Source organism: Micromonospora sp. NPDC005215, assembly GCF_040607915.1.
GTDB lineage: Bacteria > Actinomycetota > Actinomycetes > Mycobacteriales > Micromonosporaceae > Micromonospora.
In genome coordinates this window covers 1-12,369 of the sequence record NZ_JBEXHQ010000055.1, presented here as the reverse complement: position 1 = coordinate 12,369, position 12,369 = coordinate 1, and the positions used below count along the sequence as shown (strand labels likewise).

The following is a 12,369-nucleotide window of genomic DNA, read 5'->3' as shown; positions in this document are numbered from 1 at the left end:
CTCGGGCAGAGGGGGTGGACGCGGTGGCCGGTCCGAAGGCACGCACGAACCGCGCCGCTGCCCTGCATCGCCGGGCAGCGGCCGTCGCGACCGCTGCCGCCGGAATCCTGGACGAGACCCGGCCGGCCCCTGCCGACCAGCGCCGCCAGTACGAGCTGGCCGATCGCCTCCGGGCGGTCGCGGCGCGGTTGGCCCCGGGCTGGTCGGGCGCTGCGTTGGACTCGCTCACCGTGGACTCTCCGGCGGGTGACGGCCCGCCGCCGTTCGTCCGGGTCGGCACGGCGGCGCCGTTGGACGATGCCCGCTTTCCCGCGTTGGTGCCACTGGTTGGCACCGGTCATCTGAGCGTGGACGCTGACGCTCGGGAGCCTCGGGTCGCGGGGTTGCTCCGGGCCGTACTCCTGCGATTGTTGGCGGCGACGCCGGCGGGTGCGCTGTTGATTCGCGCGGTGGATGCCACGGGTGCGGCGCTGACCCCGTTCGGAGCGCTCGCCGATGCTGGCCTGTTGCCGCCGCCGGCGGTGGACGTGGCGGGTCTGCGCGCGGTGCTGACCGAGGCGGAGCAGTGGGTCACTCCTGGGGCTAGTGGGCGACGTCGGCACGACCGCACGCTGTTGCTCGTCGTCGCCGCTCTGCCGGAGTCGACCGGTCCGACCGATCTGGCACGGATCGAGGCGCTTGCCGAGCAGGGGCCCGCCGCCGGCCTGCATCTGGTGGTGGCCGGCTGGCCCCCGGCCGGCCCGTACGCGACCAGAGCCGCGCTGCCGCACAGCACACCGCTGGCGATGCGCAACGCGTACGCGTTGCTCGGTGACCCACCGAGCGCCTCCTTCGCGAGTCCGGGCGCGGATCCCCCGGGCGGATTGAACTCGCCGGTCTTCGTCGAGGCGGACCCACCGGTCGAGTTGGTCGACGCGGTGTGTCGACGGCTGGCCGAGCAGGTGGAGGCCGGCTCGCGGTTGGGGTTGGCGGCTCTGCTGCCGCCGACGGGTGAGCGTCTGTGGGAGTCGGATTCCGCGGACGGGCTCACCACCACGGTCGGTGATGCCGGGGGCCGGTCGGTGCCGTTGGGTTTCACCGAGCTGACGCCGCACTGGCTGGTCAGTGGGCGGTCCACGGCGGGTCGCGCGGCGTTCCTGACCACCGCGTTGCTGGGGTTGGCCGCCCGGTACGGCCCGGACGAGTTGGCGCTCTACCTGGTGGATCTCGGCGATGGCGAGTCGTTCGTGGAGTTTCTGCAGACCGAGCGGGACCGGTCGTGGATTCCGCAGGTGCGCGCTGCCGCGATGGCCGCCGATCGGGAGTACGTCCGGGACCTGCTCGACGAGTTGACGGCCGAGGTGCAGCGTAGGACGGAGGCTGGGGCGCGGGCTGGCGGCCAACGCTTCGCCGAGTTGCGTCAGCACCAGAAGCTGCCCCGGATCGTCTGTGTGTTGGAGAATGTGCCGTTGCTCTTCGCCGAGCGGGACCGGCTGGCCGCGGAGGTGGCCGCCCAGTTGGACGGGCTGGCTCGGGCCGGTCGGGCGTACGGCGTGCACCTGGTGTTGGCCGGTGCGGGCGAGCTGGGGTTGAGTGCCCGCGCGGATGCGGGTCATCGGGATTCGGTGCTCGGGCAGTTTCCGGTGCGGGTGGCGCTGCCGGGCGGTAGTCCAGTGCTGGAGCCGACGAACGACTCGGCCGCCGGGCTGCCGGTGGGCAGTGCGGTGGTGAACACCGCGGGCGGGCTCGGTGGCCCCCGGGGCGCGATCCGAGGTCATGAACGGCTGATCCGGCACCCTGATCCGCAGGACCACCCGGCGGTGGTGGAGGGGCTGCGGCGCGAGCTGTGGGCGGCTCGGCCGGCCGGGTCGGTGCCACCGGTCGTCTTCGCCGGGTATGCCCGCCCTCTGCTCGGGAACGATCCACGGCACCGGGCGGCGTTGGCGGGGCAGTCGCACGGGCCGGCTGCCCTGCTGGGCCGCGCGGTGGACGTGGCCCGCTCGACGGTCGCCGTACCGTTGGGGCCGGCTGCGGGCCGCAACCTCGCGGTGCTCGGATCGGGTGCCGCGGCGGGTGGGTTGCTGGCGACGGCAGCCCGGAGCACCGCCGACCATCATGCGCCGGGCACCGCCCGTTTCCTGGTGGCGGTGCCGGACCCGGGCGCTCGGGCGCTGGCGGAGGCGTTGACGGCGGAGTTGGCCACCCGGCATTCGGCCGAGCTGGTGGATCTGCCGACGCTGCTCGCGGCCCCGGCCGACGAACTGCCGACGTACCTGGTGGCCTTCGGGCTGGACCGGCCGGGCCCCCGGGAGCTGCCGGTGGACCGGATGCGTGCGCTGCTGCGCAACGGGCCGCCGACGGGGAGACACCTGTTGGGTTGGTGGCGTGCGGTACCCCCGTTCGCGGCGCTGTTCGAGCCGGCGGGCGAGGTCGACAAGTTGGCCGCCGTGGTTGTGCTGGACGTGCCGGTCGCGCAGCTCACCGCGGTCTTCGGTCGGGCGGTGGAGTGGCGGGTTCGCCCTGACCGGGCGGTGCTCTGGGACGGTCCGGACGAGCGGGGCACGGTCCTGGTGCCGTTCGCCGACGAGGCCGGGTGATCCGGTGGCGCGGGCAGGGGATGTCGAGATGAGTCCGGAGGCGACGGTGACCGGGCCGGGGCGGCAGCGGATCGCCGCGGCGAACGGGGACGCCACGCAGGCTGTGGTCGAGCCCGGCACGGCTTGGGCGGAATACCTGGCCGCGGCCCGCCAGCTGGACGGGGTACGCCGTAGTGCGGCTGCCGCCGCCGGTGAGCAGGCCCGGTCGGCGGAGACCGCCCGGGAGGAGCTGACGGTGGTCCGTACCGGGCTGGCGAGCCAGCAGGAACAGCTGCGCGAGTTGGGCGTACCAGCGATCTCCCTGGTGCCGTCGCCGCCGGAGCTGACCGAGGCGTCCCGGTCGATGGCGGGTGGTCCGGCGGCCGTGCTGGCGGCGCTGCGGGCCGCGCGGGGCCGGGCCGAGGCGGCGGACGCGGCCCTGACGGCGCGGCGCCGGTTCCGGCCGGGGTCCTGGCCGGCGCGGGCGCGCAACCTTCTGGTGTACGGGCCGTTGGCGCTGGTGGTGCCGCTGATCCAGGTCGCGGTGTACGCGGCGACGGGGGTGGGACCCGCAAGTGTGGCCGCGTTGATCTGTGGGCTGCCGATGCCGGCGGTCGCGTTCGTCGCCGGTTGGGTGGGCATTGGGCGGTTGTTCCGGGTGAGTCCCGCCGAGCGACTGGACCGGACGGTGCGCTTCGGCGCGCTGGTGTGCCTGGTGCCGGCGGTGCTGGTGACGGCGGGCCTGCTGCTGGTCCTACTCGCCGGCTGACCTGCCCGGCTGGTCGGCGCCGGGCAGGAGAGCGGACGGGCGGGAAGGCGACGGCCGGCCGTCCCCGCAAGGGTCGGCCGGCCGGGATGCGTCGGACTGTCAGCGCGGGATGATCAGCGCCATTGCCTCGGCACGGGACTTGGAGTCCGTCTGCAGGATGCCGCGCACCGCCGACGTGATGGTCTTGGCACCGGATTTCTGGATGCCGCGCATCGCCATGCACATGTGCTCGCATTCGAGCACGACGACGACGCCGCGTGGGGCGAGTTTGCTCATCAGCAGGTCGGCGACCTGCGAGGTGAGCCGCTCCTGTACCTGGGGCCGGCGGGCGAAGACCTCGACGAGTCGGGCCAGCTTGGAGAGGCCGGTGATCCGCCCGTCCGGGCCGGGGATGTAGCCGATGTGCGCGCTGCCGCGGAACGGCAGCAGGTGGTGCTCGCAGAGGCTCATCACGTCGATGTCCCGGACGATCACCAGCTCTTCGTGGTTGGCCTCGAAGGTGGTGCTGAGCACCTGGGCCGGGTCGACCCGCAGGCCGGCGAAGAGTTCGGCGTACGCGCGGGCGACCCGGGCCGGGGTCTGCTGGAGCCCGTCGCGGTCCGGGTCCTCGCCGACCGCGATGAGGATCTCCCGGACGGCCTTCTCGATGCGGCCCAGGTCGACGGCGTCCTCGACGGGCCGGCCGGTGAGCCGGCCGCTGATCAGTCGGGCGGCAACGTAGTCCAGCCCGTCGTCGCCGTCGGGCTCGGTCGCGGAGACGGCCAGCTCCCGGTGGGGGGAGCTGGCCGTCGGGTCGTTGCTCAGTGCGTACCGTCCGAGTTGTTGGACGGTGCCCCACCGCCAACCGACGCCTGCGCGCCGTCGGCCTGGGCCTGCGCCTTGAGCTTGTCCTTCTCCGCGGGGGTGAGCACGGGCGGCTCGGTGGAGGGCTGACGCTTACCGAAGCCGTTGTAGGGCGCCAGCGGCGGGCGCTTGACCACCCGGGAACCGATCCGCGCCATGTCGGCAGTGGAAAGGGTCTCCTTCTCGATCAGCTCGAGCACGATGTTGTCCAGGACGTCCCGGTATTCCACCAGGATCTCCCAGGCCTCGTCGTGCGCCAGCTCGACAAGTGCCCGCATCTCGCCGTCGATCTCGGCGGCCACCGAGTCCGAGTAGTCCCGCTCGTGGCCCATGTTGCGGCCGAGGAACGGCTCGTCTCCGCTGGTGCCGTACTTGATGGCGCCGAGCTTCGAGCTCATGCCGTACTGGGTGATCATCGCGCGGGCCAGTTGGGTGGCCTTCTCGATGTCGTTGCCGGCGCCGGTGGTGGGCTCGTGGAAGACCAGCTCCTCAGCGGCCCGACCGCCCAGCGCGTACGCCAGGGTGTCGATCATCTCGGCGCGGGTCTGGGTGTACTTGTCCTCGGTCGGAAGCACCAGGGTGTGGCCCAGCGAGCGACCACGGGACAGGATCGTCACCTTGTGCACCGGCGCGGCGTGCGGCAGCGCCCAGGCGACCAGCGCGTGTCCAGCCTCGTGGTACGCGGTGATCTTCTTTTCCTGGTCGCCCATCACGCGGGTCCGCCGCTGTGGACCAGCGATCACCCGGTCGATCGACTCTTCGAGCGCGTCGTTGTCGATCGCCCGCTGGTCCTTGCGGGCGGTGAGCAGGGCCGACTCGTTGATCACGTTGGCCAGGTCGGCGCCGCTGAAGCCCGGGGTACGCCGTGCCACCGCGTCGAGGTCGACGTCGGGGGCGAACGGCTTGCCCTTGGCGTGGACCCGCAGGATGGCCTTGCGGCCCTCCATGTCGGGGGCGTCCACCGGGATCTGCCTGTCGAACCGGCCCGGGCGCAGCAGCGCGGGGTCGAGGATGTCCGGCCGGTTGGTGGCCGCGATCAGGATGACTCCACCCTTGGTGTCGAAGCCGTCCATCTCGACGAGCAACTGGTTGAGCGTCTGCTCACGCTCGTCGTGACCGCCGCCCATGCCGGCGCCGCGGTGTCGACCGACGGCGTCGATCTCGTCGACGAAGACGATCGCCGGGGCGTTGGTCTTGGCCTGCTCGAAGAGGTCGCGGACCCGGCTGGCGCCGACACCGACGAACATCTCCACGAAGTCGGAGCCGGAGATGGAGTAGAACGGCACCCCGGCCTCGCCGGCGACCGCGCGGGCCAGCAGCGTCTTGCCCGTGCCGGGCGGCCCGAAGAGCAGCACGCCCTTGGGGATCTTGGCGCCCAGGGCCTGGTACTTCGCGGGGTTCTGGAGAAAGTCCTTGATCTCGTACAGTTCCTCGACGGCCTCGTCGGCACCCGCGACGTCCGCGAAGGTCGTCTTCGGAGTGTCCTTGGTGATCATCTTCGCCTTGGACTTGCCGAAGTTGAGCACCCGGGAGCCGCCACCCTGCATCTGCGACATGAAGAACAGCAGCAGGAGTACGAGCAACGCGATCGGCAGCAGGTTGACGAGCAGGCTCACCCAGATGCTGTCCGACGAGACCTTGGCGTCGGCCGGGCCGGTGACCCGGTTGGCCGCCTTGGCGTCCAGCACCTCGTTCCAGATCTCGTCACCGACCTGGTACGGGAATTGAGCCTCGATCTTGTTGGTCTCGGTCTTGCCGAACTTGGTCTTCTGGGCCAGGTCCAGTTGGAGCGTCTGCTCCTTGTCCTGGAAGACCACCTTGTTGATCTTGGCGGTGTGGAGCTGATCGAGCGCAACGGAAGTGTCCACGCGGTGGTAACTGGGACCAGCGGTGAACAGCTGACTGAGCACAACTGCGCCGAGGATGACCAGGATGATCCAGACCACCGGTCGGCGGAAGAAACGCGTACGTTCCATACTGTTGTCGAGCGCCGGAGCGCCCGCATCCTCCTGATCGACGTCCTGACCATCTGATTGGTGTCGCCGCGGTGAGCGGCGGTCGGAGCTGCCATGCGGGGCGGCCTCGACCCCGAGACGCGAAAACTGCCGCGCCGCGGTCATTCGACGGTACACCGTGTACGCGAGGAGCGAGCTCGCGAGCCCCGCACTGGGCGCACCTTTCATATCGATGGCGCGCACCGTGGGCAGGCCCACCAGCCCCGCGACCCGCGTACGGCGGGTCCGGCTGGAAACCGGCGTGGCGGGGAGTCCGGCCCGGCCACCCGACGACCAGATCGCGCGGCCGAGGGGGGTCGGGCACGGAGTAACCTCCGGGCCACCGGGTCCACGGTAGCCGCAAGAGCTGAGAGCGCGCTGAACGTCGGCTCGATGAATGCCGATGCGAGTCGACCTCACGCCACTCCGGGTCACCCCGACAGCGTCGCGGCCGGCGTCAGGAGCGGGCGTAGACCTCGGGCTTGAGCACCCCGACGTACGGCAGCTCCCGGTAGCGCTCACCGAAGTCCAGGCCGTAGCCGACCACGAACTCGGTGGGGATGTCGAAGCCGACGTACTTGACCGGGACCGGCACCTTGACCGCGTCCGGCTTGCGGAACAGCGCGACGACCTCCACGCTCGCCGCCGAGCGGGACTCCAGGTAGCGCAGCAGCCAGGAGAGGGTGAGCCCGGAGTCGACGATGTCCTCGACGACCATCACGTGCCGACCGGCGATGTCCCGGTCCAGGTCCTTGAGGATGCGGACCACCCCGGAGGAGGTGGTGCCCTGGCCGTAGGAGGAGATGGCCATGAAGTCGAGTTCGGCCGGGGGGCCGTTGCGGCCCAGCGCCCGGGCGAAGTCCGCCATGAACATCACCGCACCCTTGAGCACGCACACGAGCAGCAGCCCGTCGTTCACGTGGGAGTAGTCGGCGGAGACCTGCTTGGCCAGCTCCGCCGTCTTCTCGCGAATCTGCGCCTCGGAGATGATCACGTGGTCGATGTCGGCGTCGTACCAGGAGCCGTCAGCCATGACTCCTAGCCTGCCGTACGTCCGATGGCCTCCGTCGGCGGGGCCGCACCTTTTGGCGCGGTCCCGCCGGGGATTTTCTGGGCAAACGATGCTAATCACATCAGTTGGTACGTGACCGCCAGCGGCGGCCGTCGTCACTGGGCTTCCAGTCCGCCGAATCGTGACTGTCGACGGTCAGCCCGGCCGCCGAGGCGGCGACGAGCAGGACAAGGAAGAGGAGGAAGAGCAGGAACTCCATGGCGGCGCTCACTTTCGCATGGTTGCTGTCGGTTTCGCCGCCGGTGCGCACCGGACTGAGACCAGTCTGCGACCACTCGCGCCGACCGGACAGTGGCAGCAATGCCATTGGTCATCGATTTACTGCCACCTGTCGGGTTACCCTCGTCACATGCTCCGGTCCATCGCCGTTCTCGCGCTCGACCAGGTCGCCCCCTTCGAACTCGGCGTGCTCGCCGAGGTGTTCGGCACCGACCGCACCGCCGACGGTTTCCCCGGCTACCGCTTCCAGGTGTGCAGCCCCGACGGCGCTCCGGTGCGTACCTCGTCCGGTTTCCACCTCACCCCGCACGCCGACCTCGTCCCGCTCGACGAGGCCGACCTGGTGGCCGTCCCCGCGCACACCCATGGCGCCAAAGTTCCCGACGCGGTGCTCGACGCTCTACGCCGGGCCGATGCACGCGGCGCACACCTGCTCAGCGTCTGCTCCGGCGCCTTCCTGCTCGGCGAGGCCGGCCTGCTCGACGACCGGGAATGCACGACCCACTGGCGCTTCGTGGACGAACTGCAACGCCGGCACCCACGTGCCCGGGTGCGCTGCAACTCGCTCTACGTCCAGGACGGCCAGCTGCTGACCAGCGCCGGCACGGCGGCCGGCATCGACGCCTGCCTGCACCTGATCCGCCAGGAGCACGGCTCGGCCACCGCGACCCGGCTGGCCCGGCGGATGGTGGTCCCGCCGCACCGCGACGGCGGCCAGTCACAGTACGTCGAGGCGCCCATCCCGAAGGCGCCCGAGGCGCCCACTCTGGAACCGGTGCTGGAGTGGCTGATGGGTCACCTGGACCGGACGACCACCGTGGAGGAGTTGGCCGCCCGCGCCGGCATGGCGCCACGCACGTTCGCCCGCCGGTTCCGCGCCGAGACGGGCACCACCCCACACGACTGGCTCACCAACCAACGGGTGCTGCTCGCCCGGCGACTGCTGGAGGAGACCCCGTTGAGCGTGGAGGCCGTCGCCGACCAGTCCGGCTTCGGCGACGCCGCGGCGCTACGCCACCACTTCAGCCGGCGGGTCGGCGCCACCCCACACAGCTACCGGACCACCTTCCGGGACCGGACGCACAACGACTGACCAGGTCTCTCACCCCGGGAGGACGGGTGCCAACCGGTCGGCGCGACGGAGCACCCGGACACCTCCGGGCAGGTCGGTCGGACCCTGACCACGCCAAGCGGTGACCAGCGCGTCCAGGGCGTTGACGTGCCGGTGCGACAACGCACCGGGCAGGGCACCCAACTCCCGCGCCCAGGTGTGCAGCACCCGGCCCCGCACCGCGGGAACCAGACCGACAAGCGCCGACACCCGGAGCCCTCCTTCGGGACAACGAGCAGCCGCCAGCGCCGTCGCCGCCAACTCGTCGAGCGCGGCGTTGTCGGCCGCCAGCAGACCGGCGGTACGCGCCAGGTTGCCCACCACGCCGGGCCCGAGCACCCGTACCAGCGCCGGCAGCAGGTCGACCCGCACCCGGGAGCGGGCGTACGACGGGTCGGTGTTGTGCGGGTCCTGCCACGGGCTCAGCCCGAGCACGGCACACGCGGCGCGCGTCTGCTCCCGACCGATCTCCAGCAGCGGACGCAGCAGCGGCACCCCGTTCAGGTCCCGCCTGGCCGGCATCCCGGCCAGCCCGCGCGGACCGGAGCCCCGGGCGAGCGCGAGCAGCACCGTCTCCGCCTGGTCGTCGCGGGTGTGCCCGGTCAGCACCGCTACCGCGTCCTGCTCCCGGGCCACCTCGGTCAACGCCTGGTAACGGGCCTCCCGGGCGGCCGCCTCCGGCCCGCCTGGACGCCCAGCCACCTCCACCCGCACCACTGTCGACGACGCGAACCCGAACCCACCGGCCCAGGTGGCCACCGCCTCGGCACGCTCCGCGGAGCCGTCCTGCAAACCGTGGTCGACAGTGACCAGCACGGCGGCGCGGCCCAGTCGAGGCGCCACGAACGCGGTGGCCGCCGCGAGGGCGAGCGAGTCGGCTCCGCCGGAGCAGGCGACCAGCACCGGCCCACCGGCCGGCAGACCGGTCAGGGCGCGACGGACCGCCACCCGGATCGCGGCCAACGGTGGGGCGAGCGCGGCCACCGGCGGGCGGTCAGCCAGCGGCCGGAATGGTGCCGGCCGGGCCGTGCACCCGGGCCACCCAGGCATCCGGGTCACCCAACTCGGACAACCGGGGCAGCGTGAGCGGCGAGTTGAAGATCGAGTTGAACCCCTCCATGCCGACCCGCTCCACCACGCCGTGCACGAACTTGCGCCCCTCGGCGTACTGGCGCATCTTGACGTCCACCCCGAGCAGCCGGCGGATCGCCTTCTCCAGCGGGTTGCCCGCCTCCCGGCGCCGGTTGAACGACGCCCGGATCCGCTCCACGCTCGGGATCACCTGCGGACCGACGCCGTCCATCACGAACTCGGCGTGCCCCTCCAGCAGGGTCATCAACGCGGTGAGCCGGTCGAGCACCGCCCGCTGCGCCGGGGTCTGCACGATGTCCAGCACGCTGGTGCGGCTCTCCGGGTCACGGACCGCCTCGGACAGCGTGGCCACCCCGCGCCGCAGCCGCTCGACGAGGTGCTCGCTCCCGCTGGACGAGGCGTCGACGAACGCCTGCACCTCGCCGAGGAAGTAGCCCCGCATCCACGGGACGGCGGTGAACTGGGTGCGGTGGGTGACCTCGTGCAGGCACACCCAGAGCCGGAAGTCGCGTGGGTCCGCGCCGAGCTTGCGCTCCACCTCGACGATGTTCGGCGCGACAAGCAGCAGTTGGCCCGGGTCGGCCGAGAAGACCTCGTACTGCCCGAGCACCCGACCGGAGAGGTAGGCCAGCACCGTGCCGGCCTGCACCCCGGTCAGCCGGGACCCGACCGCCTCGGTCAACGCACTCGGCTGTTTGTCGCCGGACAGCCGGCTCACCAGCGGAGTGATCACCTCGCGAAGACCGGCGATGTTTGTCGCGGCCCAGTCGCGCCGGTCGACCACCCGGACCGGCGGATGCGCCACCTGCGCCCGCAGCCCCGTGTAGTCGGCCACGTGCCCGGCCGCCTCGTCGGTCAGCCGGCGCAGGTCGCCGACCACGTCGGTGGCCTCGGTATACGACACCCGGGGGCCCGACTTGCTCAACGCCCCCGCGGTGGCGGCGGCCAGATCCCAGTCCACGAACTGCGCCATGGACCCACCGTACCCGCGCCGCGACACCCCGGCCCGGGCTCGCGTCCCCGATCGACGGCGATGGCGGCCCCGGTCGGGGCCGGAGACCCCGACCGGTGACGGTCAGCGGCAGCCGCAGCCGGCCAGCGCGGCGGTGATCCGGTCCAGCGCCGGTTGGGCGGTTTCCTTCCCGCCAGGCACCCGATCCGTGAGCACCGCGAAGGTGAGTAGCCGCCCATCGGCGGTGGTGACCAGGCCCGCAATGGAGTGCACAGCGGTCAGGGTGCCGGTCTTCGCCCGAACACTGCCCGCCCCAGCGGCGGTGCCGGCGGCGGTGCGGTAGCGCTGATCCAGGGTCCCGGACCAGCCGCCCACCGGCAGACCGCCGAAGACACCGGCCAACTCCGGATGGTCCGGGCTGGCGGCCAGTCGGATCAGGTCGGTCAGCAACGACGGGCTGATCCGGTTGTTGCGGGACAGCCCGCTGCCGTCGGAAAGGGTGATCTCCTCGGCGGGCAGGCCCAACTCGGCCACCTCCGCGTCCATCGCGGCAGCGCCGCCGTCGAACGAGGCCGGTTGGTTGCGGGCCAACGCGACCTGACGGGCCAGCGCCTCGGCCACCAGGTTGTCACTCTCGCTGATCATGATGTCGACCAGCCGGATCATCGGCGGAGACTGCACCAAACCCAGCTCGGTGCCCGGCGCCGGGGTGCCACCGGCTGCGGCGGGCGCCGGTGCCGTACCGCGCTTCACGGCGTCGCCCGGCACACCGAGCAGCCGGGCGAACGACCTGCCGGCGGCCAGGTCCGGCTCGGCGAACCGCGCCGCGGCCCCGTGCGGGACGCTCGGGTCCCGGCGAGCGCCGTCGGTCATCAACGCCGTCACCGCGCCGCCAGACCCACCGGTGGGGATGTCGTCGTCCCAACCCGGGCCGTAGACCGGCCCGGAGTAGACCGATCCGTCGACTGTGACACTCGTCGGGGTGGCGCTGCCGAGCGCCGTACGCACCTGGGCGGCCAGCTCGTCGAGCCGCGCCGCTCCCGGGTAGTAGCCCTTCTTGTCGATCGCGAGGGTGGGATCGCCACCACCGATGATCACCACCTCGCCGGCCTTCGCACCGGCCACCGCGCGGGTGGGGATCCGGTAGCCCGGTCCTCGGGCTGCCAGCGCCGTCACCGCGGTCGCCAGCTTGGTCACCGAGGCGGGCACTGTGCCGTCGTCCGCCCCCTTGTCGAACAGCGTCTGGCCGGAGATGACATCGGCCACCGAGACGTTCACCCGATCGCCCAGGGCTGCGACCCCGACCAGCGGGTCGAGCGCGGCACGCACCCCGTCCGGGGTGGGTGTCGGAGCGTTCGGGTCCGGGCCGGTCAGCACGTCCGACGGGTCCGGCTCCGGGGTCACGCCAACGGCGTTCGGCGCGGACCCGGCGTCGTCGCCCAGCCATCCGGCGACCGGGCCGGGTCGGACGACGACGACTCCGACGCCGGCGAGCACCAGCAGCAGCACGACGGCCAGCACCACCGGCAGCCGCCGCCGGCGGGGCGGTGCGACGGGCGTGGGTGCCGGCGCGGCACCGGCGGGCGACGGCAGCGCGGAGATCGGCGGACCCAGCGGTGGGACGTCACCGGGGGTGGCGCTCGGTCCGGGCCACGGGCCGGGCGGGGCGCCGACAGCAAGCAGCTCGTCGAGGCGTACCTGCGCGATCAGCAGGTCCGGGCGACCGTCCTCGGGCCCGTGTACTTCATGGAGAACGCGCTCA

At 72.2% G+C, this 12,369-nt stretch carries 10 protein-coding genes; 3 read left to right on the top strand and 7 right to left on the bottom strand.

Going from position 1 to position 12,369, the window contains the following annotated elements:
• Positions 1 to 14 precede the first annotated feature (14 nt).
• Both ABZU25_RS29430 and ABZU25_RS29425 read left to right on the top strand, forming a co-directional pair.
• Positions 15 to 2,576 carry an FtsK/SpoIIIE domain-containing protein gene (locus tag ABZU25_RS29430; RefSeq protein WP_355032614.1) on the top strand — a complete coding sequence of 854 codons (2,562 nt, stop codon included), beginning with the start codon at positions 15 to 17 and terminating at the stop codon, positions 2,574 to 2,576.
• Between the two features lie 28 nt (positions 2,577 to 2,604).
• Positions 2,605 to 3,324 (top strand): hypothetical protein, encoded by a 720-nt coding sequence (locus ABZU25_RS29425; protein ID WP_355032613.1) that lies wholly within the window; start codon positions 2,605 to 2,607, stop codon positions 3,322 to 3,324.
• Positions 3,325 to 3,423: 99 nt separating this feature from the next.
• On the opposite strand, the gene folE is transcribed toward ABZU25_RS29425, so the two are convergent.
• The 4 genes from folE to ABZU25_RS29405 all read right to left on the bottom strand — a co-directional run bounded on the left by folE (position 3,424) and on the right by ABZU25_RS29405 (position 7,444).
• Complete coding sequence (gene folE / locus ABZU25_RS29420; protein ID WP_139583250.1) at positions 3,424 to 4,089, bottom strand: GTP cyclohydrolase I FolE; 666 nt, start codon at positions 4,087 to 4,089, stop codon at positions 3,424 to 3,426.
• A 35-nt stretch (positions 4,090 to 4,124) separates the two neighbouring features.
• A complete protein-coding gene (gene ftsH, locus ABZU25_RS29415) occupies positions 4,125 to 6,143 on the bottom strand; it encodes an ATP-dependent zinc metalloprotease FtsH (RefSeq protein ID WP_355032612.1) in 2,019 nt (672 codons plus the stop codon).
• A gap of 475 nt (positions 6,144 to 6,618) precedes the next feature.
• Entirely contained in the window at positions 6,619 to 7,194 is a 576-nt protein-coding gene (gene hpt, locus ABZU25_RS29410; RefSeq protein WP_355032611.1) for a hypoxanthine phosphoribosyltransferase, read from the bottom strand.
• A 100-nt stretch (positions 7,195 to 7,294) separates the two neighbouring features.
• Positions 7,295 to 7,444 (bottom strand): hypothetical protein, encoded by a 150-nt coding sequence (locus tag ABZU25_RS29405; protein WP_355032650.1) that lies wholly within the window; start codon positions 7,442 to 7,444, stop codon positions 7,295 to 7,297.
• Positions 7,445 to 7,582: 138 nt separating this feature from the next.
• On the opposite strand from ABZU25_RS29405, the gene ABZU25_RS29400 reads away from it, so the two are divergent.
• Positions 7,583 to 8,545, top strand: a complete 963-nt coding sequence (locus ABZU25_RS29400; RefSeq protein WP_355032610.1) for a helix-turn-helix domain-containing protein — start codon at positions 7,583 to 7,585, stop codon at positions 8,543 to 8,545.
• 9 nt (positions 8,546 to 8,554) lie between these two features.
• Here ABZU25_RS29400 and tilS read toward each other — a convergent pair whose 3' ends face one another.
• The 3 genes from tilS to dacB all read right to left on the bottom strand — a co-directional run bounded on the left by tilS (position 8,555) and on the right by dacB (position 12,200).
• Positions 8,555 to 9,547, bottom strand: a complete 993-nt coding sequence (tilS, locus tag ABZU25_RS29395) for a tRNA lysidine(34) synthetase TilS (protein WP_355032609.1) — start codon at positions 9,545 to 9,547, stop codon at positions 8,555 to 8,557.
• A gap of 10 nt (positions 9,548 to 9,557) precedes the next feature.
• A complete protein-coding gene (locus tag ABZU25_RS29390; RefSeq protein WP_355032608.1) occupies positions 9,558 to 10,628 on the bottom strand; it encodes a zinc-dependent metalloprotease in 1,071 nt (356 codons plus the stop codon).
• 102 nt (positions 10,629 to 10,730) lie between these two features.
• On the bottom strand, positions 10,731 to 12,200 hold the full coding sequence (dacB, locus tag ABZU25_RS29385) for a D-alanyl-D-alanine carboxypeptidase/D-alanyl-D-alanine-endopeptidase (protein WP_355032648.1): 1,470 nt from the start codon (positions 12,198 to 12,200) through the stop codon (positions 10,731 to 10,733).
• Positions 12,201 to 12,369 lie beyond the last annotated feature (169 nt).

Coding starts and splice junctions, on each gene's coding strand:
- ABZU25_RS29425 (WP_355032613.1), top strand. CDS start 2,605: ATGAGTCCGGAGGCGACGGTGACCGGGCCGGGGCGGCAGCGGATCGCC.
- ftsH (WP_355032612.1), bottom strand. CDS start 6,143: ATGGAACGTACGCGTTTCTTCCGCCGACCGGTGGTCTGGATCATCCTG.
- hpt (WP_355032611.1), bottom strand. CDS start 7,194: ATGGCTGACGGCTCCTGGTACGACGCCGACATCGACCACGTGATCATC.
- ABZU25_RS29400 (WP_355032610.1), top strand. CDS start 7,583: ATGCTCCGGTCCATCGCCGTTCTCGCGCTCGACCAGGTCGCCCCCTTC.
- ABZU25_RS29390 (WP_355032608.1), bottom strand. CDS start 10,628: ATGGCGCAGTTCGTGGACTGGGATCTGGCCGCCGCCACCGCGGGGGCG.